This is a genomic window from Silvanigrella paludirubra (genome assembly GCF_009208775.1).
Classification (GTDB): domain Bacteria; phylum Bdellovibrionota_B; class Oligoflexia; order Silvanigrellales; family Silvanigrellaceae; genus Silvanigrella; species Silvanigrella paludirubra.
In genome coordinates this window covers 1-25,154 of sequence record NZ_WFLM01000001.1, presented here as the reverse complement: position 1 = coordinate 25,154, position 25,154 = coordinate 1, and the positions used below count along the sequence as shown (strand labels likewise).

At 30.1% G+C, this 25,154-nt stretch carries 26 protein-coding genes and 1 rRNA gene; 16 read left to right on the top strand and 11 right to left on the bottom strand.

What is annotated here, in order from left to right; translation table 11 throughout:
• Window positions 1-76: 76 nt before the first annotated feature.
• The gene (locus GCL60_RS00380; protein ID WP_153417872.1) at window positions 77-841 is read left to right on the top strand and encodes a hypothetical protein; all 765 of its coding nucleotides are present in this window, start codon (window positions 77-79) and stop codon (window positions 839-841) included.
• A 4-nt stretch (window positions 842-845) separates the two neighbouring features.
• Here the strand turns inward: GCL60_RS00380 and hxpB are convergent, their stop codons facing one another.
• Window positions 846-1,550: a hexitol phosphatase HxpB gene (hxpB, locus tag GCL60_RS00375; RefSeq protein WP_153417871.1), complete on the bottom strand. Its 705-nt coding sequence runs from the start codon at window positions 1,548-1,550 to the stop codon at window positions 846-848.
• A gap of 103 nt (window positions 1,551-1,653) precedes the next feature.
• Between hxpB and pepF the strand changes: the two genes are divergently transcribed.
• The 8 genes from pepF (at window position 1,654) to GCL60_RS00335 (ending at window position 10,739) form a co-directional block, all read left to right on the top strand.
• Window positions 1,654-3,468, top strand: coding sequence for an oligoendopeptidase F (gene pepF / locus GCL60_RS00370; RefSeq protein WP_153417870.1), 1,815 nt, complete (start codon window positions 1,654-1,656; stop codon window positions 3,466-3,468).
• A gap of 3 nt (window positions 3,469-3,471) precedes the next feature.
• Window positions 3,472-4,308, top strand: coding sequence for a YoaK family protein (locus GCL60_RS00365; protein WP_153417869.1), 837 nt, complete (start codon window positions 3,472-3,474; stop codon window positions 4,306-4,308).
• 8 nt (window positions 4,309-4,316) lie between these two features.
• A complete protein-coding gene (locus tag GCL60_RS00360) occupies window positions 4,317-5,177 on the top strand; it encodes a purine-nucleoside phosphorylase (RefSeq protein WP_153417868.1) in 861 nt (286 codons plus the stop codon).
• Between the two features lie 23 nt (window positions 5,178-5,200).
• Window positions 5,201-5,746 carry a hypoxanthine phosphoribosyltransferase gene (hpt, locus tag GCL60_RS00355; protein WP_153417867.1) on the top strand — a complete coding sequence of 182 codons (546 nt, stop codon included), beginning with the start codon at window positions 5,201-5,203 and terminating at the stop codon, window positions 5,744-5,746.
• Between the two features lie 193 nt (window positions 5,747-5,939).
• Window positions 5,940-6,137, top strand: coding sequence for a hypothetical protein (locus tag GCL60_RS00350; RefSeq protein WP_153417866.1), 198 nt, complete (start codon window positions 5,940-5,942; stop codon window positions 6,135-6,137).
• An 85-nt stretch (window positions 6,138-6,222) separates the two neighbouring features.
• Complete coding sequence (locus tag GCL60_RS00345; protein WP_153417865.1) at window positions 6,223-6,987, top strand: Nmad3 family putative nucleotide modification protein; 765 nt, start codon at window positions 6,223-6,225, stop codon at window positions 6,985-6,987.
• Window positions 6,988-7,118: 131 nt separating this feature from the next.
• Window positions 7,119-9,839 carry a M1 family metallopeptidase gene (locus tag GCL60_RS00340; protein WP_153417864.1) on the top strand — a complete coding sequence of 907 codons (2,721 nt, stop codon included), beginning with the start codon at window positions 7,119-7,121 and terminating at the stop codon, window positions 9,837-9,839.
• A gap of 144 nt (window positions 9,840-9,983) precedes the next feature.
• Window positions 9,984-10,739 carry a class I SAM-dependent methyltransferase gene (locus tag GCL60_RS00335; RefSeq protein ID WP_161998017.1) on the top strand — a complete coding sequence of 252 codons (756 nt, stop codon included), beginning with the start codon at window positions 9,984-9,986 and terminating at the stop codon, window positions 10,737-10,739.
• A gap of 9 nt (window positions 10,740-10,748) precedes the next feature.
• Here the strand turns inward: GCL60_RS00335 and GCL60_RS00330 are convergent, their stop codons facing one another.
• From GCL60_RS00330 to mreC, 7 genes are all read right to left on the bottom strand, one after another.
• On the bottom strand, window positions 10,749-11,936 hold the full coding sequence (locus GCL60_RS00330; RefSeq protein WP_153417862.1) for an LA_2272 family surface repeat-containing protein: 1,188 nt from the start codon (window positions 11,934-11,936) through the stop codon (window positions 10,749-10,751).
• Between the two features lie 69 nt (window positions 11,937-12,005).
• Window positions 12,006-12,608 (bottom strand): crossover junction endodeoxyribonuclease RuvC, encoded by a 603-nt coding sequence (locus tag GCL60_RS00325; protein ID WP_153417861.1) that lies wholly within the window; start codon window positions 12,606-12,608, stop codon window positions 12,006-12,008.
• Window positions 12,609-12,634: 26 nt separating this feature from the next.
• Window positions 12,635-12,832, bottom strand: coding sequence for a GlsB/YeaQ/YmgE family stress response membrane protein (locus GCL60_RS00320; protein ID WP_153417860.1), 198 nt, complete (start codon window positions 12,830-12,832; stop codon window positions 12,635-12,637).
• Window positions 12,833-12,843: 11 nt separating this feature from the next.
• Window positions 12,844-13,965 carry a rod shape-determining protein RodA gene (rodA, locus tag GCL60_RS00315; RefSeq protein WP_153417859.1) on the bottom strand — a complete coding sequence of 374 codons (1,122 nt, stop codon included), beginning with the start codon at window positions 13,963-13,965 and terminating at the stop codon, window positions 12,844-12,846.
• A 3-nt stretch (window positions 13,966-13,968) separates the two neighbouring features.
• Complete coding sequence (mrdA, locus tag GCL60_RS00310) at window positions 13,969-15,996, bottom strand: penicillin-binding protein 2 (protein ID WP_153417858.1); 2,028 nt, start codon at window positions 15,994-15,996, stop codon at window positions 13,969-13,971.
• 25 nt (window positions 15,997-16,021) lie between these two features.
• Window positions 16,022-16,570, bottom strand: a complete 549-nt coding sequence (locus tag GCL60_RS00305; protein ID WP_153417857.1) for a hypothetical protein — start codon at window positions 16,568-16,570, stop codon at window positions 16,022-16,024.
• On the bottom strand, window positions 16,563-17,462 hold the full coding sequence (mreC, locus tag GCL60_RS00300; protein ID WP_153417856.1) for a rod shape-determining protein MreC: 900 nt from the start codon (window positions 17,460-17,462) through the stop codon (window positions 16,563-16,565). The genes GCL60_RS00305 and mreC overlap by 8 nt, the downstream gene beginning before the upstream one ends.
• 170 nt (window positions 17,463-17,632) lie before the next feature.
• Between mreC and GCL60_RS00295 the strand changes: the two genes are divergently transcribed.
• The 4 genes from GCL60_RS00295 to GCL60_RS00280 are packed head-to-tail and all read left to right on the top strand — an operon-like array spanning window position 17,633 to window position 21,536.
• The gene (locus GCL60_RS00295) at window positions 17,633-19,174 is read left to right on the top strand and encodes a peptidylprolyl isomerase (RefSeq protein WP_153417855.1); all 1,542 of its coding nucleotides are present in this window, start codon (window positions 17,633-17,635) and stop codon (window positions 19,172-19,174) included.
• 56 nt (window positions 19,175-19,230) lie between these two features.
• Window positions 19,231-20,220, top strand: coding sequence for a diacylglycerol kinase catalytic domain-containing protein (locus tag GCL60_RS00290; protein WP_161998016.1), 990 nt, complete (start codon window positions 19,231-19,233; stop codon window positions 20,218-20,220).
• Window positions 20,221-20,259: 39 nt separating this feature from the next.
• Window positions 20,260-20,757, top strand: coding sequence for an NADH-quinone oxidoreductase subunit B (locus GCL60_RS00285; RefSeq protein ID WP_153417853.1), 498 nt, complete (start codon window positions 20,260-20,262; stop codon window positions 20,755-20,757).
• 2 nt (window positions 20,758-20,759) lie between these two features.
• The gene (locus GCL60_RS00280; RefSeq protein ID WP_153417852.1) at window positions 20,760-21,536 is read left to right on the top strand and encodes a response regulator transcription factor; all 777 of its coding nucleotides are present in this window, start codon (window positions 20,760-20,762) and stop codon (window positions 21,534-21,536) included.
• A 15-nt stretch (window positions 21,537-21,551) separates the two neighbouring features.
• Here GCL60_RS00280 and GCL60_RS00275 read toward each other — a convergent pair whose 3' ends face one another.
• The gene (locus GCL60_RS00275; RefSeq protein ID WP_153417851.1) at window positions 21,552-22,094 is read right to left on the bottom strand and encodes a hypothetical protein; all 543 of its coding nucleotides are present in this window, start codon (window positions 22,092-22,094) and stop codon (window positions 21,552-21,554) included.
• Window positions 22,095-22,250: 156 nt separating this feature from the next.
• Here GCL60_RS00275 and GCL60_RS00270 point away from each other — a divergent pair, with 156 nt between their 5' ends.
• From GCL60_RS00270 to GCL60_RS00260, 3 genes are all read left to right on the top strand, one after another.
• A complete protein-coding gene (locus GCL60_RS00270; RefSeq protein WP_153417850.1) occupies window positions 22,251-22,643 on the top strand; it encodes a hypothetical protein in 393 nt (130 codons plus the stop codon).
• Between the two features lie 149 nt (window positions 22,644-22,792).
• Window positions 22,793-22,987 (top strand): hypothetical protein, encoded by a 195-nt coding sequence (locus tag GCL60_RS00265; protein WP_153417849.1) that lies wholly within the window; start codon window positions 22,793-22,795, stop codon window positions 22,985-22,987.
• Window positions 22,988-23,002: 15 nt separating this feature from the next.
• Window positions 23,003-24,016 (top strand): alpha/beta fold hydrolase, encoded by a 1,014-nt coding sequence (locus GCL60_RS00260; RefSeq protein WP_161998015.1) that lies wholly within the window; start codon window positions 23,003-23,005, stop codon window positions 24,014-24,016.
• Between the two features lie 48 nt (window positions 24,017-24,064).
• On the opposite strand, the gene GCL60_RS00255 is transcribed toward GCL60_RS00260, so the two are convergent.
• Complete coding sequence (locus GCL60_RS00255; protein ID WP_153417847.1) at window positions 24,065-24,760, bottom strand: substrate-binding periplasmic protein; 696 nt, start codon at window positions 24,758-24,760, stop codon at window positions 24,065-24,067.
• Window positions 24,761-25,006: 246 nt separating this feature from the next.
• Window positions 25,007-25,121: ribosomal RNA gene (rrf, locus tag GCL60_RS00250) — 5S ribosomal RNA — on the bottom strand.
• Window positions 25,122-25,154: the final 33 nt, after the last annotated feature.

The following is a 25,154-nucleotide window of genomic DNA, read 5'->3' as shown; positions in this document are numbered from 1 at the left end:
TCTCCTTTTAATTATATCTTTAATTTTTTAATATTAAACTAAATTATAATTGATTAAAATAACAGGAGGATGATTCGTGAAAAAAACATTAATTTTATTTAGTTTATTTGCATTTCCTTTAGCATATTCACAAGAAAAAAAATCGGATAACGGAAAATTAAATTTAGATATTTTAGGTTCTATTGGATTTACAAATTATACAAATTATCCTGCATTAAACAGTTTAAATGACTATTTCAAAAGTATTGGAGTTAATGTAGATGGAAGCGAAAGCACAGCACCATATTATGGTGTTAATGTAGGAGCAAGTGCACTATATTCCTTTTATAAGACAAGTATTGGATATCCTGTTGTTGGCGGTGGATTAAGTTATGTTTACGCTACAACGGATCAAAGCAAAACCAAATACTATACAGATGGATATACTTCAAATTCAAAAACAGGTAATACTTCTTCTCTATTTATTGATTTATATGCAGGATTTAATTTTACATTCATTGAGCAACTAAAAATATTTACTCTTTTTAACTATGGTTATTCTATTTATGACAAAGCATCTCAATCAGAAAACTTCAATATTTACTTAAACTCAGGTTTAACTATTAAAAGTAGCCTGAATAACTCCTATACAGTTAAAAACCATCAAAAATATGGTTTTACAGGAATTTGTCTATATGAATTAACCAATGATATTGGAATTGGCGCAGGACTTGATATCAATAGCCATAGTTTTTCTGCATCGGGTACTTCTACTTATGCAACTGGTTTTTCCCAAAATATCAATCAAAATTCAACTTTTGCAGAAGTTTCTGCTAGATTTATTATGTCATATTCATTATAGTAATTTAATTAATTCCATTTTTTATTTTAATTAAATTAAAAATAAATTCAGGTGTAATATCTTCTAAAGATTTAAATTTTGCATCACAAAAATCAAAAATTCTTTTTTCATAATTATGTTCTTCAGGCACTGCAATTACATTCATTCCTGCCGCTTTTCCTGAAATGGCACCATTTAAAGAGTCTTCAATAACTACACAAAAAGAGGGGGGAGTCTCATTTAATCTTTTTGCTGTAGTCAAATAAGGTTCGGGATGCGGTTTTCCATAAAAACAATCATCTCCTGTTTGCAGAATTTTAATTTCATTGTTCAAACCAATTTTTTCAGTTACCGCCTCTATTATTGACATAGCCGAAGAAGAACAAATGGCCATTGGAACATTTAATTGAGAAAGTTCTTGAATGAGTTCAATTGCCCCAGGCTTAGCTGTTCCTTTTTCTAAAATGATTGTTCGCACAATATCTTTGATATCAAATGCAACTTCTTGTTTTGATTTTAATTTCCAAGGATAACGTTTAAACCAATATTCAACGACATTATCAAGTCTCAGACCCATTGTTTGTTCCGCCATTTCGCGAGTTAACGGAATTCCAAGTTTTGTAAAAACAGAAAGTATCGCTTCTTTCCAATAAGGTTCTGAATCTATAAGAACGCCATCCATATCGAAAATGACACAACCCCGATTATTCTCACTCTTTTTTAAATTCATAAATAGAACCTCAATTTGTATCCCTCAGGAATAATAAATCTTATTGTGATATACTTGCCTTGCAAGTTTAAACATTTGCGAATTTACTTTGAAAGGAATTAAAATGAAAGAAGCACAAAAAATAAAAAATAGAACTGAAGTACCTCATGAAGAAACCTGGGATTTAACAGATTTATTTAAAGATTTTGGAGACTGGGAAAAAAACTTTATGGCATTGCCAAAAGAAGAAGAAATCGAAAAGACAATACAACAAAATTTTAAAAATAAATTATCTGAATCTCCAAAAATATTGTTAAACTGTCTTCTTTTCAAAGAAGAATTATCTCGAAAACTAGAAAATTTATTTGTTTATGCTTCATTAAGAAGTACAGAAGACACATCAAATACACAAGCTACAGAAGCTGTAGGAAAAATTGAAAATAAAATGTCTTTATTAACTTCTAAATTTGCATTTATGAATCCTGAAATATTAACAATAAAAAATCTAGATGAATGGATACAACTAGAACCTTTAAAGGATTATAAATTTAATTTAAGTGAACTTATTCGAAGTAAAAAACATATATTAAGCGAAAAAGAAGAAGCTATATTAGCACGTGTATCTGTTCCTTTAAGAATATTTGATGAAATACATAGTAAATGGAATAATGCCGATCTTAAATTTTTACCCGTTTTAGATTCCCATGGAAATTCTCATATTGTTTCTAATTCTAGATATTCGCTGAATTTACAATCACAAGATAGAACTTTAAGAACAAATACCTTTAATTCTTATTATACTGAAATTGCAAAATGGCGTAATACAATAACATCCAATTATTATGGAAATATGGTTTCAGGTTCTAATATTTCTAAAATAAGAAATTTTTCTGGCTTTTTAGAAGGAGAATTATTTGATGATAATATTCCTCTCGAATTATATGATGGTTTAATTTCAGAAGTGAAAAAAAATATCAAACTTTTACATAGAAGTATGAAATTAAGAAAAAATATTTTAAAAATAGATTCTGTTTATCCATATGATAGAGCTGTTTCTTTATATGAAAGTAAACAAAACCCTACATTTTCTTGGGAAGAAGGAAGAGATCTTGTTTTAAAAGCAATTGCCCCATTAGGAAAAGAATATGTTGAAATAGCAACAAAAGGTCTTACAAAAGATCGTTGGATTGATAGAGCAGAAAACGAAGGAAAAAGATCAGGTGCATTCTCCTGGGGAACGTTTGATTCTCGTCCCTATATTTTACAAACTTGGAATGGTACTTTAGGAGATGTCTATACTTTAGCACATGAATTAGGTCACTCCATGCATACATACTATAGTAACAAAAACCAACCTTATCATAAGGCTCATTATACGATTTTTGTTGCAGAAGTAGCAAGTACTTTAAACGAAGCATTATTAAGTAACTATATTATCACTCATATGAAAGGTAGTGATTTAGCGAAATCTGTTTTATCAGAAAATTTAGAAAATTTTGAAGGAACTGTTTTAAGACAAACATTATTTGCTGCATTTGAAAGAGAAGCTTCTAAAATAGTAGATCAAGATGAAACTTTTACTCCTGATAAACTAGAAAGTATTTATTTAGACTTAAATAAAGAATGGTATGGATCTGAATCTACTTTTCCTGAGTTTACTAAATATGAGTGGATGCGTATTCCGCATTTTTATTCTGCATTTTATGTTTATAAATATGCGACAAGTTATTGTGCTTCTTTAGCACTATCAGAAGCATTTTTTGTTGATGAAAATAAAGCTAGAGAACAAGTTTTTAAAATATTAAAAGCAGGTGGATCAAAATCACCACTTGAAATATTAAAAGACGCAGGAATAGATTTTCTTACTCCAGCTCCCGTAACAAATGCATTTCAAAATTATCAAAAGAATATTCAAAGGGCAGAAGAGGAACTTTTTTAAAATATGAGTTTACATTTTCCAACAACTTATACAAAAGCAATGATATTAAGTTTTTCTAGAAAACTAGGACTTGGTGCTGTTCTTGCCTTTGTTGCAGGAATTGTAAATTCAGTTGGCTTTTTAGGTTTTGGTCAATTTGTCTCCCACGTTTCTGGCCATGCAACCTTTGCTGCCGTTGAATATTCAAAACATTATTATTTATTAGCGTTGACCTCATTTAGTGCTTTATTCTTTTTTATTTTAGGAGCCATGTCCACAGCCCTTTTGCTTAAAGGAAAAACAATTGAAGACTTTAGTGTCTATATTTCTTTTCCCATCTACATAGAAGCCATTTTATTAAGCTATGTTACTTTAGGTTCATTTTATTATACTGACCTTCAATTAACTTATGACTCTTATGGACATGCTAATTATTTTTTTATTTTAAGTTTTGCTATGGGATTACAAAACGCCGTTTTAAGAAAAAAACACGGATCCCATATAAGAACGACCCATATGACGGGAACTGCTACAGATATTGGTGTTGCCATAGGAAGCGCAATTGCTTGGGGATTCACTTCTGCCTTCAATCATATTAAACATTGGATACAAAATAAAGATAAACTCCATACAAGAGAAATCCTTGTCGACTCCATTAAGGTAGTTTATATAAAGTCGAGAGTTGAACATCTTTTCCTTCATGTGATTACCCTCACATCATTTGGTATTGGGGCTGTTTTAGGTACATTTGGATTTATTAAATTTCATTTTTTAATCCTTTTAATCCCTATTATCATCTTATTTGCCATTGGTACTATTGAGCTTTTAAATCACAATGGGAAAATACAAAACAAAGAATAGAGAAAAATATGTCACAAAGTAAATATATGAAAAAAGTAATTCAAAGTGTTGATTTTTTAAAAAACTGGCATGGCAAAGCTCCCGAAATAGCAATTGTTTTGGGTTCTGGCCTCTCTGATGCCATTCCTGGTATCAATGAAATGAAATCAGCTAAATATTCAGAAATTCCAGGATTTAAAGGTTCCACAGTCCAAGGCCATAAAGGAGATCTTCGCATAGGTGAAATTAAAGTAACTATGCCTGATGGATTTAAAAAATCACGTGAAATCGCTTTTCTGCGCGGAAGAAATCATGCTTACGAAGGAAATGATGCTGGCGAAGTCGTTCATAATATTAGAAGTCTAATATCTTGGGGGGTTAAAGGAATTATATTGACAAACGCAGCAGGCTGTCTGAATACAGAGTGGGAATTGGGAAAAATGATGATTATTACAGATCATATCAATTCTACTGCTCTTAGCCCACTTAACGGTGAATTTGGTGAAGGATTTGGTGCTCAATTTGTTGATATGTCATCAAGCTATGACAAAAAATGGCAAAAGCAATTTGAAGACATAGCACACTCGTTGGATCAAAAAATTTATAGCGGAATATATTACGGAGTTCTTGGAGCTCATTATGAAACTCCTGCTGAAATAAGAATGTTTAAATCTTTTGGTGCTGGCGCAGTTGGAATGAGCACTGTTCTTGAAACCATTGCTGCTAGACAAATGGGTGCAAAAGTTGCAGGACTAAGTTGTCTAACAAATTATGGCGCAGGCTTAAAACATGAGCAACTTTCCCATAATGAAGTAATGGATATGGGAAATCGCTTTTCACATGACATGGCAAATATTGTTCTCAAAGCAGCAGTAACGCTTGAGATTTAGTTTTTAATTGGAGTAATTTTATAATGCAAATTAATGTGGATGGTACTTTAATGAATGTTGGTGTTCTATTTAGCGAAATAGACATTCGGGAACGTACCAAAGTTATCGCACAACAAATTAATCAAGACTATGGAACAAAAGAAACACTAGTTGTCCTTATTGTTCTTCACGGTGCGCTTATATTTGGTTCCGATTTAGTTCGAAATTTAGAAATGCCTACTGAAATTGAAACCATTCGCATTAAGAGTTACGAAGGAACTTCCAGTACAGGAAATGTTACATTAGTTACACCATTGCCAAGCTCTCTTGATGGAAAACATGTTTTAGTTATAGAAGACATTGTTGATACTGGACGCTCCATTGATTTTCTTTTAAAAGAATTACAAAAAACAAAAGCGCTCTCTGTTAAAATTTGTTCCTTATTAGACAAACCAGAAGCTCACGAATTTCCTGTTAAGGCAAATTATATCGGTTTTACAATTCAAAAAAACTTTGTCATTGGATATGGTTTAGATCTTAACGGTAAATTTAGAAACCTTCCTTATATCGCAAATCTTACGAAAGCATAATTTGTTCCAAACATTTTTTTGACTCCTTCTTTTAAAAACTTTTTTTTAGGCATGGAATAAAAATCTTAAGTGTAAAGTTTTAATATTATGAGAGTCTACTAAATTATATTCCTTCTTAATCGAAGAATGTAGGCAGCTCAATATTTTTGGACTTCATCCGTTGGCAATCCGCCCGGATTTAAGGGAGCTTATTATGAAATTGATTCCAGCTTTATTATCTTCCGCACTTGTCCTTTCTCTTTCCACTCCAGTTTTAGCTCAAACTCCAAATCCAGCAACTCCAGCGGCTGCGCCTGCTGAAGCAGCTCCAGCTCCTGCTGGCAAAAAAGAAAAGAAAGCTAAAAAAGCTAAAAAAAGCAAAAAAGCTAAAAAAGAAGGTGAAGCAAAATAATTTTGTAACATCCCACTTTTAAAATTAAAAAAAAGCCTACATAATATATGTAGGCTTTTTTTATATCAAAAATGATAGGTGGAAAATGAATAACGCTTTGATGATTAGAATTGGCGCAAATCTTAAAGAAAACAAAGGTCTTTCACCAATATTTAAAGATAACACATATGAATATATACCCTCGCCGCTAGAACCTGCATTTAATGTAAGTAAACATCATAATCATAAACACTATTCAAAAATGAATTGCCAAAATATAAATTTAAAAGAAATGCATATGAGTTCTTTTGTTGAAGAGGAAACAGGGCATGTAGACCCCGAGTTTTATACGTTTACTTATGGTGAGACAAGAAATCCATATATTTCTCAACTAAAAAAATTAAAAGACGGTGATATTCTTATTTTTAGCATACTATTGCAAAAATATAACTCAAAAAAAGAAAATTTTGTGCTCAGTGGAGAGCCCAATATTTATATTATGGGTTATTTTATTATAAATGATGTAAAAAATAACATTCATGAATTTAATGGACCATTATCTGATAAAGATGTAGAAGGTTTTGAAAAAAATTGTAATGAGCATATAATTTATAGATCACAACATATTAAAACACCTGAAAACAAAAAACTCTTGTTGGTGCAAGGTGACAAACATCATTCTTTATTATTTAAAAATCCACTAAAAATTGCGAATGAAGAAGACATTTCAAAAAAATATATAAAAAGTTGGGGCATAGAATCCATTAGTGACAATATAAATGCTGTATGGTGCCGCAATTTTGAAAAAACAAAAAACGACTTAATTGATCATGGAAATTTAAACCGCTGGGTAGAGTGGACAATACCTTAAACATTTTATTTTAAAAAATATAAAAAAAATAAAAAGTAACTTACAACTCGTTTGAAACATACCTGAAATCTTATATTGCCATTTCTTATAAAAATACATAATAAACTTATATTCTCTTGGAGGACTCTCTTATGATACTAGGTTCACATTTAGAAAAATGGATTCATTTAAATTTTTTAGATCAAGAATCTTCAACTATGGGCTTAAGCAATTTTCCTGCTTATAATAAATCTAAAAAAAACTATGATGCATCAAGACCAGCTGAGCAAAAACATATCTATTTAAAAGCAGAAATTCTTTTTGACAAAGAAACTTTAATAGCTGATTGCTTTATTATATTTAAATCCAAAATAGATAATTTAAATCAAATAGTAATTAATGCAAAAGAAATGCAAATTCATGATATATCTTTTTCTAAAATCAAATTTGAAGATTTATACTCTTCTAATAAAAAAACAATTCCAAATATCAATACTATCGAACAAACTAAACTTGAAAAATGCGATTTTGAAATTGAAACAGATGAAATCAATATCTATTTACCTAAAAAAGTATCAAAAGATAATTGGTTTTTATTGAAATTAAACTATAAAATAGCAAATCCAAGATCAGGATTTTATTTTGTTCATTCAAAGAAAAAAAGTCATGCCTCTTATAATTGTGTATGGACCCAAGGCCAGGATTCCGATTCTCCTTTTTGGTTTCCATGTCAAGATGATCCAAGGTTAAAAATAACAACCTCCATACAAATGACTTTCCCAAAAGATTGGAATGCCATGTCAAATGGCATAAAAACTTCTGAAAAAAATTCTGGAAAAAACAAAACCCAAATTTGGGAAATGTCAAAGCCACATTCTCCTTATTTGGTCGCATTTGCTGCTGGAGATATGTTTTATTGTAAAGATCGTTGGCGCGGAAAAGAAGTAAGCCTTTTATTACCTTATAAATATGAAAATCAAAAAGACGAAATACTTAATGAAACAAAAGAAATGTTAGAGTTTTATTCTAACTACTGGGACTTTGAATTTGTTTGGGAAAAATATGGCCAAGCATTTGTAGCTGACTTTCTATACGGTGGCATGGAAAATACCAGTATTACAATAAATACAGATGAGGTTTTAGGACCTAAACTTTTTTCTCAAGGAAGCGAAAGAAGATCTTATCTTGTTATGCATGAAATGGCACACCAATGGTTTGGAGATCTATTAACTTGTAAATCTTGGAGTGAAGGCTGGTTAAATGAAGGCTTTGCAACACAAAGTGAAATGCTCTGGGATGAACATATTAATGGTAAAACAAGTGGCATTTTTTATGCAAGAGAAAACTATTTAAAAGGTTATTTAAGTGAATCTAAAACTTATATTCGACCTCTTGTGTGCAATCAATATGAATTTCCTTCCGAAATTTTTGATGCTCATTTATATGAAAAAGGCGCTTTGTTTTTAAATTATTTGAGAGATATTTTAGGTGAATCCTCCTTTCAAAAATCTATAAACTACTATTTAACAGAATATTCATACAAACCAGTTGAAACCAAAGACTTAATGAATTCTATTCAATATATCACAGGAGTAAATCCTTCTATATATTTTGATAATTTTGTCTTTAGAGCTGGACATCCTGAACTTGATGTTACCTTTGAATTTTCAAATTATGATCAAAACTTTTTAAATATAAATATATTACAAAAGCAAACAATTTCTAAAGAATTTCCTCTTTTTAATTTTGAAACCTATATTTTAATTCAATACAAAAATGGAACAAGAGAGGAAATTAAAATAATTGTAGATGAAAAATCAAAGAAATTAACAATACCTTTAAAGCATAAAATTTCTTTTTGTATTTTTGATCCAAGATCATCTCTACCCGCAGAAATTCAAATTAAATTTCCTGAAAGTTTTATTAAAGATATTTTTCAATTAAATAACAAAAATGATTCATTTTTCAAATATTTAGCAAGTAAATGCATTTGTAACCAATATAACACTATTGAAAATTTTAAATTAATTAAAGAATGGCTAAGTAATGAAGAAAGTTTTAGAGCAAGAGCAGCAACATATGAATTATTATCTGAAAAAGCATCTCAATATGCTTATGATATATTAAATTCATTAGAAGAAAAAAATCCATTAGCAAAATCGAATTTCCTTTTTGCAATATCAGAATCAAATCATTTAAATCCAATAGCTACTTATGATAAATATTTAAAAATAGCTTTGAATGAGAAAGAAGTTTTAAATATTAGAGATGCCGCTATACGCGGAATATTGAAGTTAAGTCAGAAATATTCTTTATTTAGAACAGAAGAAATGAAGAAAAAAACCCTTCTTTTTGCATTTTCTTTATTAGAGAAAGAATCTTTTAATGGAATTATTGAAAATGCAGCATTTGCTCTAATAGGTGAGTTTTGTGAAATAAGTCATCTTAAAACTTTAATTCCTTATACAGAAAATATTACCCAACACTGGAGAATAAATATTGGTGCGCTTGGTGCTTTAGCAAAGCTTTCGGCAAGAAATATAAATTCTAGACCTGATATACGGCCTGCTTTAAACCGCTATACAGAAACTTTGTTTCCCATTAGAATATCAGCATCTCTTCCCGAATTATGGTCCCAGTCTCTCGATCCCTACTACGAATCCTCATATACAAAATTTATTAATAGAAAAAACTATGGCATTCTTTCTATGTTAATTCCTAGGGCAAGAAGATCTCAAATACGATTTCATAAAAACCTTGATAGCAAGAATTTTAACGAGAAAATTCTAGAAATATCTGAGCTAAAAGATAAATTATCAATTATACAAAAAGATCTTGACGAATTAAAACAAATTTTAAAAGATAAAAAGTAAGTAATAAAATTTCTTTGTTTTAAATATGTAAAATTGATACCCAATTTTACATATTAATCAATAATCAAAATATACCTTGTAAAAAAATAAAAAATATGGTAACAAAAAATATACTTAAATAATTAATATTATATGGAGATAACTATGTTTGAATTAAATAGTTATAAAGATATATTTAATAAAAGAGGAAAAGAATATAATTATGCAATGGAATTATGTCCTCATGCTAGGGATCAAGAATTTCTAAATTCAATACAATTTCTAGATAATAATAAAACTTTAAATATATTAGATATTCCATCTGGTGGAGGTTATTTAAGAAAATTTATACCAACTTATCAAAATCTAGTTTGTGCAGAGGAAACAGATTACTTCTATTCTGTCTGCAAAGAACTACCAAATCAACAAAAATTAAAATATGACACAAATTCAACTATTCAAATTAAAAATGAATATTTTGATTGCATAATGAGTATTGCTGGTCTGCATCACCTAGAAAATAAAGACTGGATTATTTCCGAAATGTATCGTCTTTTAAAAAGAAGTGGTGAGATTATAATTTCCGATGCTGAAGTAAATTCAAAAGTATCAAAATGGTTAAATGAATTTATTGAATCAAACAATTCATTGGGACATAAAGGGATATTTCTAGATAATAATTTTGATAAATTAATATCTAAAACTGGATTTAAAATTCTTTTTAGTGACATCATTCGCTATTCATGGAATTTTGATTGTATTGATTCGATGGTATTGTATTGCAAAAATCTTTTTGGAATTGATAAATGTAGCAATTATGAAATACTAAATGGATTAAAAGAGTATTTAGGATTTAAAACTGAAAGCGGGACTGTAAAGTTAAACTGGGAATTAAAATTTATTCATGCAGTAAAAGAATAAAAATATAGTTTATTCATTATTTCCAAATATCCAAAGACTCACACCAGCACCATAAGCAAAATTATAATTTTTACTAGGAATGTATTTATCAATCTGAAAATCGGTTATTTTTCCTGGAATTTCATTACTATTTAACGATGCATCAAGAAAAATTTCAAATTCTCGATTTATTTTCGTACCAACTAAAAAAGTATAACCTAATTTAAAAGAATTTATCTCGCTTGTTTTATCAAATATATCAACCCACCTTGCTTCTAGAGCAAACATAACGGGATCAAAAGAAATTTGTGAACCAATTCCATATGTCAGATAAGAACCATTTGGATTATAATTCGTGCTAAAATTTCCTCCTATTAAAGAAATTTGAGCAAAACTAGGATAAACTCCAATTAATGCATATTTTGCAAGATCCGTATTAGAAAATGGTTTTGGAATATTGATTTCTGCAATACTATAAAAATATTTACTTCCCGCCTTTATTCCAATATTTAATGGAATATCCGTATCGTATCGAAAATACATTTTTGCAAAACCTGATTTTAACAAAAATGATAATATTCCAAATGAGTAACCCGTTTGTTCATCTGCTACATTTATAATTCCTACTTGAAAACCTTTTATATTTTTTGCAATATTTACAATACCAATTTGAACCCCTTCAAAATCATCAGAATTATTCACAACACCAATCTGAAGTCCATAAGTATTTCTTGATTTATTATAAAAACCATATTGAGCTCCATATAAATCATGTGAAGTATTAACAGTAGCAATTTGGACACCATAAAAATCATCTGAATAATTTAATAAAGAAAGTTGTGCTCCATAAAAATCTTTGGAATAATTAAATAATCCTGCCTGAACACCAATACTATTACCAGTAGCAATATTTATAGGAGATATTTGCATTCCATACATATTATTTTCAATATATAAAGAAAATGCACTTATTCCTAATCCATATAAATAATTTGTTTTTGCATATAAAATTCCAAGTACAAAATTATTTTCAGAAATATCAGAATTTCTATTAGTTGAAATTAAGTTTAAATCAGTATAATCAGAAAGTAATGTAAACTTAAAAGGAGCATAATTCACTTCTTTTAATTGTTCTTCATTAGAAAAACTTTTCATATGAATAAAGATCGGAAGAAAAACAACAAATATGAATTGAAATTTACAGATTAACTTTTTCAAAAACTACTCCAAAAAATTATCTCATTCATTCGTATTAAAAATTAAAATAATTAAAATTTCTAAGTACATTTATTTCAATAAACTAGAAAAATTAAAAATACCTTTTTTGCTATTTTTTTTATTATTTTTCCAATTTGTTAATATTTCATTCTGAAGAGGTGTCCTATTTTTTTCATTCATATTTAAAGTTATTTTTGTTTCTTTCATACGGACGGCATCTGCACAGGCAATAGCTAGGGCATCTGTAGCATCAAAGGGAAGAATATCTAATTTAAAGCCAAGCATAGAGCTCATAATTTTTGCTATTGAGGATTTATCTGCTCTTCCGTTTCCTGAAATAATTTTTTTTGCCGATGTCGCACTTATTTCACTTATTTTTAATCCACTTTGATGAGCTTCTGATAAAACTACACCTCTCGCATGCCCCAAAAACAAGGCAGTTCTTGGATTGTCTGCTAAAAAAGAAAGTTCAAGGCACATATGGGTAGGGGAATAAGCTTCAACAACTCTTCTAAATTCAATCGCAAGTGTTGCTAATCGACAAGCAAGATCTTTATTCTCATCTAATTTCCACGCTCCTGCCGCAACCGCTTTCATTGAACCTTCAATAGAAAGATCAATTACTCCATATCCTGCTATTCTCGTTCCAGGATCAATTCCAAGTATGCGCATTTTAACTCCATAGAAACAATAGAAATTTAATGCCACTTTTCGGAATTATTTTTTGCTGGTGTATTTATATCATTATTCATTACAGGGGCTGTAGCTAAACTCGCTTTATCATCATAGGCGGAAATAAATAAATATATAGAGGCACCTAAAAAAGCAACAATAAAGCTACCTATAAAAAACACTTTTAATCTCATTTTACTTACTTCAGCTTTATTCTCAGACAAGAGAGCTCTCCTTAAAAAGATGTTGTAGACAAATGTCTCTTTCGTTCTACGGCAACTACAATGCCAATGCAACTTAAAGCTGTTACCATATGTGTTCCTCCATAGCTAATAAAAGAAAGAGGTACACCAACAACAGGAAATACACCCAATACCATACTGATATTAATTATAAAATGAAAAAGAAAAAAAGCACCAACCCCAACAGCTGCTAATGAAGAAAAAGAGTCTCTCGCTCTATCTGCAATTTGAAAAATTTGAATTATTAAAATAGCAAATAAAAAAATAAGAATAAGACATCCTATAAATCCATGTTCTTCAGCCCAAACAGAAAAGGCAAAATCGGTATGACGCTCTGGCAAAAAATTTAAACGAGCTTGGGTTCCTTGTCCAAATCCTTGCCCCCAAAGCCCCCCGCTTCCAACAGCAATCATACTTTGAATAGAATGATAGCCAGATCCTCTTGGATCTAGCATTGGATTTATAAAAGTTAACACACGTTGTTTTTGATAATCATATAAAATAAAATTCCAAGCCATTATTGATAAAGAAACAGTTATAAATAAAACAGTTAATAAACTTTTTGCTCTTACTTTAATTGTTGCTATTTGAAGACCAGAAATTAAAAGAACTAAACTAGCAGTACCAAGATCAGGTTGTGCTAATATTAATAAAAATGGCAAACCTATATAAAATATTTGTCGCCAAAGACTTAAAAGTGAGAACTCAGAAAACCCTTTCATAATATTAAAACTTCGCGCCACAATTAAAATAATAACAAACTTAACAAACTCACTCGGCTGTATACGAATAGGACCTAATACAAGCCATCTTTCTGCACCTTTTGCACTTCTTCCAAAAATATCAACTGCAAATAACATGATACAAACTAAAATATATCCAATTAAACTTAATCGTTCTAAATTTTTTAAATCAAGAAAAACACCCCAAAAAATAGCTGCTATTGTTCCAATTAAAACAAATATAATTTGATCATAAAATCGAGATGGATTATATGATGCATTTGTGGCGCTATATAAATTATAAAGCCCTATACCTATGATTGCATAACAAGTAACAATAATTCCCCATGGCATTCCTTTAAAGCGATCTTTTAATAATGAAAATATAATCATAATTTATTGCCTCAACTCATCCGGAATGTTTATTTTCTCAAGCTCAGATTCATTTTGTTCATGGTTTATATTTATTTCATCTTCTAATTTATTTATCTCATTTTTTTTATTATCTGGTACCTCTTTTTCCTTAGGAGAATTGATTGCCATTTTTGTAGGTTTAGCAAATTTTTCTGGAAACTTTTTACGCCAATACCCTTCTATAATTTGCTGGGCAATAGGCGCTGCATTTGCACCACCACCACCACCTTCATATTCACTAAAAACAACAACAGCGATTTCTGGATTTTCACTTGGACTATAAGCTGCAAACCAAGCATGATCTAAAGCTTTAAATGCAACATCTTCTGGATTAATTCCTTTAGTAAATTTTAAGGCTGAAGTTTGTGCTGTTCCTGTTTTTCCAGAAACCGTAAATCCAGGTACACGAGCTTTTTTTGCGGTACCGTCCGATGCTTCCACAACATCATGTAAACCTTTTTTAATAACTGCTAAATTTGTTGGATTCATTTTTATTTGTCTAATTTCGGTTTGTTTTTCTTCAAAAATAGTCTTTCCTTGGCTATCAATAATCTTTTTTAAGAAATGAGGTTTATATAAAGTACCACCATTACCAACAGCTGCAAAAGCATTTAATATTTGAATGGGTGTACAAAGATTAAATCCTTGACCAATCGAAGCATTTATCGTGTCACCACTTAACCATGGCAATCCTTTTGTTCTTAATTTCCATTCTGTGGAAGGAGATATTCCTGGTAATTCCATATTTAAATCAAGGCCTGTTCTTTCACCTAATCCAAATAATCTTCCCCATTTTGCAATTCTATCAATACCAACTAAGTTACCAACGTTATAAAAATAAACATCACAACTTAAAGATAAAGCAGAAGACATATTTACAGGTCCATGACCAGTATGTTTCCAACATTTCCAACGCCCATTTCCAAGAACAAAATAGCCAGGACAATTGAATTTTCGATCAGGAGTCACAATTCCTTCTTCAAGAGCAGCAATGGCAACAATAATTTTAAAAGTAGATCCTGGAGGATAAGCACCCCCTGTTACTTTATCTAATAAAGGTTTAAATGGATTTGATCTTAAGTTTTGCCAGTCTTCCATGGTTAAACCATCTTGATACATTGCTAACTTATAATTTGGATTTGATAAATAAACTAAAATTTCACCATTATTAGGATCGATTGCACAAACAGCTCCATTTTTATTTCTAAATGCTTCAGTTGCTACATTTTGTAAATCAGAGTCAATTGTTAAATAAACATCGTTTCCTCTTTGAGCTGGCCTACTTAAATTCAAAGAAATATCTAAGGAAGAATCTGCTTGTAAACGCCCTAAAGCATCGACCAATAATGCTTCTCTTCCTTCACCGCCTCTTAAATATCTCTCATACTTTCTTTCTATTCCTGTTTTACCAATAATAGATCCAACACGATATTGATAATTTGTTACTTGAGAATTTAATATATCTAATTCTTTAGAAGTTACTTCTCCTAAATAACCAAATAAATGAGCAGATTCATTTCCTAAATAATCGCGTCTTGGAGCTGAATCCACATCCACACCTGGTAAAAAGAATTTATTTGACTCCAATGTAGCCACTTCATGCAAAGATAAATTTCTTTTAATACGTACAGGTACAAATTTAGGGTTTGCTTGAGATTCTAATAATTTTCTTTCAATTTGTGCCAATGGAATATGAAATAAGTCAGAAACTATGGATAATGTTTTTGGTCTATTTTGAAGATATTGCGGTATAACGATAAGATCAAAAAACAATCTATTAGATAATAATATTCTACTATAACGGTCGTAAATTAATCCCCTCGGAGCTGGTCTAGTAATTTCGCGCACTCTATTTCTTGCAGAAGCAACCGAAAAGTCTGTTCCTTTAATTATTTGTAGGTACCATAGCCTTGCTGTTATAGCAGCTGTAATACCAAGAAAACAAGAAACAATAATGTTTCTTCTATTGGGATCTGAAACGGACTCTTGCTTTGATCTATTATCAAGCATTACCCAACTCCATAGAAAAATTAAATTATAAATCAATTACTTTCTTTTTATCATGAGAAGGGATAAACTCAAAAAAAGAATCAATAAAAATAAATAATCTAAAAAATGGTAATGACAGCAAAATAGTTACGATAAATCCTTGCCATGAAATTGATATTATTCCAAATAATGAATTTAAATCTCTTGGAAAAATTGAAAAATAAAACAAAAAATATTTTAAAATAATAATACTTAAGAAAATGAAAAATTGTCCAAAAAAACTATTAAACAAAAATACTTTTGATAAAATATTTGAAAAAACAATGATTAATAAAAAATACATTACATAAAATCCAGAAGGAGCAGCAGAACATACTTGAAGTAAAACAGCTGTAAATAATATTTTTATTAAAGCCAATGGTAGAAAGTGTTGAACACTTATATAAACAATTGCAATTGAAACAATATCTATATGAAACCAAAATGAAGGAAATTTTGCTAACAATGAAGATTGCAAATAAACTAAAAAAATTAATAAAAGCAATGATGATATAAAATGCGATGTTTTACTTCTTAAAAAATTAGGATTAGCCACCAGATTTCTCCGCATTAGCTTCTAATAATTTTTTCATCCAATCAACTCCACCAACTTTACGTATAACATCAACTTCTCTATTTGGATTCAATAAAACAAGAGCTTCAGATATATCTGAAAAATCTACTGCTGGCTTTACTTCAATTGTCTGGGTAACCCCATCTGAGTTCACTCGGATATTTGTTACTTTACCGACCAAAATACCACTTGGAAATGATCCTGTTAATCCGCTCGTTACAATTTCATCTCCAACTAAAATACTACTTCCTCTCTCTAAATATTTAAATTGCATAGAACCCGCGGTACCTCCTTGCAAAACACCACGTCTTCTATTTCTTGCAACAATAACATCTAAGTTACTATTTGGATCTACCATTAATAAAACATCTGAATGATTTATCGAAACACGCATTACCACACCAACAACACCTTCTTCTGCAACAACACCCATCCCTGGTTGTAGTCCATTTTTAGAGCCTTGGTTTATGCGAACATTTTTATATACAAAGGAAGGGTCAGAACTTGTTACTTCACAAGTAACAAATTTAACCGATGTTCTGTCCGATAAATTTAAAAGTTTTCTTAAACGATTATTTTCTAGAACAATATCATCAAGTGTTCTCAATTTGACTTTTAATTCCGCATTTTCTCTGTGTAATTCATCGGCTTCTTTTCTTGCATCTTTTAAATCAATAAAAGAATGATAAGTAGAATACACATAATGACTTGATGATAAAAATATGACTTCAATTGGTTTACTTAGTGTATAAACAATTTTTTCAAGAATACTTAATTCTTTTTTAGTCGGGTGAGTTGTCGAGAAAAAAAACATTGTAAAAATCAATGTTATGATAGAGACAAGCCAAAACCCATATCTTTTAAATTGAATCATTTTTAACCCATTTAAATTTGTCTAATATAAAAGCAAGTTGCTACTTATCAGATTTATCTTAAAATGATATGACCTCTTAGCGCAAAAATAAAGATCTTTTCTTTTAAAGTTTGAAATTGTTCTCAAAAAGTGCGAGATAATGTTGACGGTTTTTTGCAGAGGAGTTAGCTGTGCGTTTAAACACTAGAATATTTTCATCCGTAAGCACCAAATCATTTGTATTTGGTTTTGTAATTGTAATGGCATGTACTGCCTTTATTTTCACTGGTTTTGGGAGCTTGAATCCACGCAATTTATTTGGACTTGATCCAAATACAGCTGCTCAAGTTGGTTCCGATAAAATTGACATGCAGCAGTTTGCTGCCGTTATCTCTTCACAACTATCTCAAGATACCCCACCAGAACAAAGAAAAGCGATTGTTCAACAAGTTATCCAACGTATGATCGAAGAAAAAGTACTTGCTGAACAAGCAAAATCAATTGGTTGGATTGCAACCGATGAAGAAATGGCCGTTCTTATTAAAAGCATTCCACAGTTTCAAAATCCTCAGACAAAGCAGTTTGAGTTTCAATTATTTAAAAACTATATTGCTTCTCAGCAAATGTCAGAATTGAGCTTTTACTCTTATTTAAAGCAACAGCTCGAAATTCAAAAAATGAATAATTTATTATATCTTCCAACTCCTGTAAGCACTTCTTTAGCTGAAGCTCAAGATAAAATAAATACAACAGAATTTAACCTTCAATATGCCGTTGTTTCTTTACCTGATGCTGCATTAAAAGCTAAAATAGCGGATCAAGCAAAAAAATATGCGGATGATAAAGCAAATCAATCTAATTTAAATGAGCTTTATCAAAACTCTAAAAATCAATATCAACAAAAAGCGCAGGTCAAAGCACTTTCTATTTTAATATCTTATAAAACAGCCCAAAGAGCTCAAGGCGATGCATTAAAAAGATCTCAAGAAGAAGCTAAAACTCTTGCCGCACAAATTGAAAGTAAATTAAAATCGGGAACTGATTTTGCTAAATTAGCCTCAGAAACAAATGATGATCTTAACGCAAAAAACAACAAAGGTAACATTGGATTTATTGATGAATCAAATATTGATCCCAAATCAGCTCAAGCTGTTTTAGCATTAAACGATAAAAACCCTTTATCACCTATTGTGGAAACTCCTTTTGGATACCGTATTTTTAAATTTACAGAAGGCAAAGCTGCAGTTACTAAAACATTTGATGATGTTAAGTTGCAATTAGCAGAACAACTTGTTGGAAATCAAATAAAACAAAAGCTAGATACTGATCTTCAAAAAGAAATAAATGATGCGATCTCTGCAAAAAATATAACTAAACTAAATTCAATTCTCGCAGAAAATAAAATTACTTGGCAATATGTTAGCAAAATCTATAAAACTACAGATTCATTTATTAATGAATTAGGCATGGCAAAAAGCCTTGCTCAAAATGTATTTTCATTAAAAAATCCTGGTGATATTATTCCAAAAATATTAGATTTTGGAACTAAAAAAGCAATTATAAAATTGGTTTCTAAAAATTCGCCCGTAACTCCTAAAGATCAAATTGAAGCGTTAAAAAAACAAATGATGGCATCTAGCAGCCAAGAGTTCGCATCAAGTAGCCAAAAATCTATTCTTAAGAATTATGAGAAAAATGATAAAATAAAAATCAACCCTGCCCTTTTAAATTAACAAAATCAATTTTAAGAGGCAAAAGCGCTACCGTATCATTGTGAAAGGTAAATATTTTGCAAAGTGAAGTTGACGTATATATTATTCAAAAACAAACAACTCTTGAGCGCTATACACATAGTAAGTTAAATGTTGATTTCTTTGATTATTTAGAAAGGGACAAACAAACACCTGTTCCTCTTCAGCAAGCACATAATGATCACGTTAAAAGCAGAGAGTTATTAATTAAAAGCCTAGAAAAATATTCTCTAAGTTATAAAGTTTTTAATTTAGATGAATTATATGAAAATAATATTTGTTACTACAATGATAAATGCGATAATTCAGGGTTACGACCAAAAAAAAATCTAGTAATTTCATTAGGCGGCGATGGAACTCTTTTACATGCAAGCCATCATGTTGGTGGTGATGTTTGTTTACTTGGTATAAACTCTTGCCCAGAACATTCCGTCGGTCATATGTGTCCAGTGATTCCAAAATACATAGATAAGACAATTGAATGTTTTATTAATAATAAATACAAAGTAAAAAATGTACGCCGTTTAAAATTAGAAGCTTCACGAAAACAAAGTCTTCCTTTAGCTTTAAATGATGTTCTTTTATGCAATCGTCACCCAGCAGCAACAAGCCGCTACCAATTATCAATTTGTTCCCTTATGGGCAATCAAGAACTGCAGTCTGAAAAACAATTATCTAGCGGTCTATGGGTATCAACTTCAGCTGGTAGCACGGCTGCAATTTCTTCATATGGTTTTGACAAAACTGATATCACTTCTGCAGATATCCACGTCGCAGTTCGTGAACCATACACACCACGAAATGAATCTTTAAATTTGCAAAAATTTAATATAGATGGAAATGAAAAATCTCTTTTGTTTTTTTCACGCATGCGGCAAGGACTTGTCTGTGTAGATGGTCCCGACTCCTGCGCTCATTTAGGTTTTGGCGATACAGTTCACATGAGTTTACCGCAAGAATGTTCAATAAAACTTATCCTCGACTTTTTTGGCAAAGTTCCGACCTTTCCATTTGATAAGCCTGAGTGAAAAGATTAGTTTAAAAGTGTTAAAGGAGGGCTTTAAAAAATGAAGCACCATAATTATGGAAATGAATTTTATATTACAACAAAACAAAAAGAACTCGTTGCATGGGCTCGTAAGAACTCACTATGGCCTTATCCTTTTGGTACAGCTTGCTGCGGTATTGAATTGATGTCCGTAATGGGACCTAAATATGACTTAGCTCGTTTTGGTGCCGAAGTTGTTCGCTTTTCCCCAAAACAAGCCGATCTTCTCATTGTTGCTGGGACTATTACAGAAAAAATGGGACCTGTAATTAAGCGCATTTATGATCAAATGCCAGAGCCAAAATGGGTTTTATCTATGGGTGCTTGTGCTTCTTCTGGAGGTTTTTATCGTGCTTACCATGTAATGCAAGGCGTAGATAAAATCATTCCTGTAGATGTTTATGTTCCAGGTTGCCCTCCCACTCCCGAAGCCGTTCTTGATGGTTTTATGCAATTACAAGATAAAATTAAAAGAGAAGCTCTCGATAGTATTAAAGAAGAAAGCGAAAATAAATAAGTATGAAGGATGAAAAGCTGCGCATTCTTATTATTGAGGATGACCGCGATCTAAATAACCTTCTCAAATACACACTAGAAGCATCAAGGGATTTTGAAGTAAAATCCCATTTTGATGGCAATGGCGCCTTTGAACTTATTTCTCAATTCAAACCAAACTTAGTTCTTCTCGATGTCATGTTACCTAATAAATATGGAACAGAAATTTTAAAAAACGTCCGTGAAAACGCAGCGACATCGGGAATTTTTGTCATACTTTTAACTGCGCGATCTCAAGAAAAAGATAAAGTCGAAGGCTTTGAAGCTGGTGCGGATGACTACATTACCAAACCTTTTTCTCCAAGAGAATTAATGCTTCGTGTAAATGCGCTTCTTCGGCGCTCGAATGCTCCTAAATTTATAAATTCAAACCAAAATAATTTTAATAAAGATGATGATAAAACTACATTCTCAAATACAGATACAAGCGATAATTCACAGCATAAAATAATATCTGTTGGCTCTATTAAAATATTTCCAGAAGAATTTAAAGTAACAGTAAATAACGAAACTGTTTCTTTAACTGCTACTGAATATCAACTGCTTGTTTTTCTATCAGAGAGAGTAGGAAAACTCCAAAGCCGAGAAGCATTATTGCAAAAAGTTTGGGGATATGAGGGACAAGTAAACACACGCACCGTAGATACACATATAAAACGTTTACGTCAAAAACTCGGAACTGCTGGCTCTATGATCGAAACAATTCATGGATTTGGTTATCAATTGATTGATTCGCAGTAAGAATAAATTGTTATATTAATCATTTTCAAGCAATAACAATTTTTTTACTTCTTTAATATCACTAGAATTGCTTTCTAAATTGTAATTTTGTTGAGGGTGACAATTTTCTGAGTTTGGTTCAATTCCATTCAGCATATAACAAAATATTTTTTTAGAATTAATTCTCTGAACATCAAGTTTTCCATTATTAAGAACTTTTACATAAGCAATCGCAAATTGATCTTGAGTGCTTATTAAATATATTTTATCATTTTTATTATTTAATAAAGAAACTTCTTCTTTTAAATATGGATCTAATTCGCTTACATTTTCAATTGAAAAAACTTTTTTTTGTGTATTTACAAAACTTCCATTTTCTAGTTTATAAGCATACATAGAATTATAAATTTTAACCAATTTAATTCTTGCTTCAGACTGCTGTCCCTTAGCTTTAAAAACAGAAACTTTGGGAATTACAATTAAAGAAAGAAGAGCAATTAAAGAAATAATGGATAATATACTCATTGATGTATAACCAGAAATTTTTCTATAATTTAATTTTCTCTCTTTTTGATTCATATATTCCCACTTAATAACTTTTGCATATTTCCTTATCGCTAATTTTGCTATAATATTAATCATATTTTGTATATTTCTCAGTTTCTAAGCATTAACCATTTGTACTTATTAAGAAATTCTGTTAATTTAAAATGATTAAATGAATGGATGGAACAAATGTACTTAAACTCACATTTTAGAATTAGCGGTTGGTTATTGCCATGTGGCAATTGGATTGAATGCAAGCCATGGGAACACATCAAATCTGCAAAAGATATTCCATATATCATTGAAAATAAAAATAAAAATAGAGAGCTCCAAACACTTTGGGATCATCCTGATGAGGAGCTATTAAGAGCAGAATTAGCAAAAATAGGAATGGTTAAAGTATGTTATTATCATATTGATGCTGACTATTTAACACACTCACAGTTAAAGAAACTACAAGATCTCTATACAATCTCACCACTAGATGAAGAAATTGAATTTATTGGAAAAATACGAATTAAAATTCAAGTAAGACTATTCCTAAAAATCAAAGATCCTGACAGGTTAAATAAATTGTTTTAATTCTAATAATTTATGAAAATAACTTATAATTTATTCTTAATTAGCCGAACAAATATTAAGTTAAAGTTTTTGGCTTTTAATTGGTTTGTTTTAAAAACGTTCCAATTTTTGCTAATAACATGTTTACTTTTTTGCGAGTGAGTTAAAAAATGGCAAATTTTGAAGTAACAGGAAATGAGTATAATAAGATAAAAGAAGTATATATAAAATATATAAAAGCTTATAAAGAGCTAAATAAAAATTCTACCAAAGGTGCTACCACTTTTGCAGAATTTTATACTTATAGAACATATACTAGCAAGTATTCTGATCCAAGAAAATTCTTAATACATGCAAATAGATAATATTAAGGAAAGATTGTGCTTTATAATAACTTATTTATTGAAGAAATAAAAAAAGAAAATTTAGATCAAAATGTAGAAAAAAGTATTTCTAGATATAATGAAGTTATTATTCCATTTTATAAATCAAAAGGCGTCTCCGAACTATTTAACGGAGTTGGCGATATCACAATAGCCTGTAGAACATTTCATTCACCAAATGCTATTGCAAAAATAATTTTATGCACTGGCTATAATGAATCTTATTTAAAATATTCAGAACTTATCATGAATCTCTGCGAAATGGGATTTTCAGTTTATTGTTACGATCATAGAGGACAAGGATTTTCAAGTCGATTTCCTGATCAAGAAAAAAAAGGATTTGTAGATAAATTTGAAAATTATGTTGATGATCTTTGCTATTTTTTTGAACAGGTATCTAGCAATAATCATCAATTGCCTATTTTTATTATAGCTCATTCTATGGGAGGAGCAATTTGTTCTCTAGCCATTAGTGAAAAAAAGATAAATCCAAATGCTGTTATTCTATGCGCTCCTATGTTTGAAATTATGTTAGCTCCCTATCATTTTTTTGAACTTCCTATTTATCTTTTATCAGCATTTTTATGTAAATTAAAATTAGAAAAAGAATATGTTTTTGGTCAGACAGATTGTATTCCATTTAGACCTTTTGAAAATAATGATGTGACTCATTGTAAATCAAGATACACTGTCTGGAGAAAACACATCTCTGAAATTGAAGATATGCAATTAGGTGGTCCAACATTTTTATGGATGAAAGAATCAATTAAAGCTTCACGCAGAGCACGCAAACTAAGTAAACAAAATAATATACCTATATTGCTTCTACAAGCCGAAAATGACACTGTAGTAAGAAACTCAGCGCAAGATTTTTTTCATAAAAATAGCACTAATACTGAAAAAGTTATATTGGAGTGTGCTAAACATGAAATTTTAATGGAAATAGATTTTATAAGAAACAAAGCCTTAGAAAGCATAAAAAATTTTATTTTGCAAAAAATTCCTAGATAGTCCTTTTTACTTTTAATTAAAGAGAATATACAAGAGCAAATTGATAGTTTATTTATCAGCATTAATAAAAGCATCAATAATATCTTGATCTGTTCCTGGACTAAAAGCAATATATATATTCGCATCAAAGTTTTTCACTTCTAATACTTTTTCAACTGTATTTATATCTGTATTAAACTCTTTTAATTTAGCAACAAGACCTTCTTCAGCAGAAATAATTAAATCACATCTATGGTTTAAAAATTTTTGTACATTTACATTTTGATGTGTTGTCTCTTCAAAATTTGTGAAATTTTCAGATAATAAATGCTCGTGTTTATAATCATTTCTAACAACGCATGTTGAATATTTTTTTGCATCTTCCAAATTCTTAACTTGTATATCTTTAGATGTTTTTAATTTATAAAAATTTAAGGATTGTTTGTAAGCTAAAATAGCAAAATTGAATATTCCATTTCTTTCTTTTGTTTTCACAAATGGAAAAATCATAACATTTTTTCTTTTTTTGGCGTCTAACAAGGCTCTTGCCCATGGTAAAATCTCAATACGATTTGAATTAATATTTGTCTTTTTAAGAATTTTTAAAACTTTATTTCCAACGTGACCTGAAATTTGATTTTTATCATCAACCGTAACATAAGGTGGATTATTTTCTGTATATATCTTGAGATCATCAAAATTTTGTGAATAAATTTTTTGTATTAAAATAAAATTCAAAAACAGCAAAAAAATAAAATATTTCATATATCCCCATTAGATAAAGATGAATTTAATCAATTAATTAATCTTTTTTTCTTTATAAACTCAAAAAAGTTATTTAATACAACTTAAACTGTATCTTTAGCTTTATTAATGTACAAATTTAGTTTTTTTAAGCATGTCAATTTAACTATTAAAAATTCTCTATCAATGCGGTAAGAAATTTTTCATAACATTTTTAAAATTAGAAAAAAAAATCCCACTTCTATTGAAGTGGGATTTAAGATTAAAAGGCTGCGCAGAGCTACTCTCCCACACCTAAGGGTGCAGTACCATTGCCGCAGGCGGGCTTGACTTCGGAGTTCGGAATGGGATCCGGTATTTCCCCGCCGCAATCAGCACAGCCAAAACTAGGCTTTAAAGACTTAGAGCTTGTACC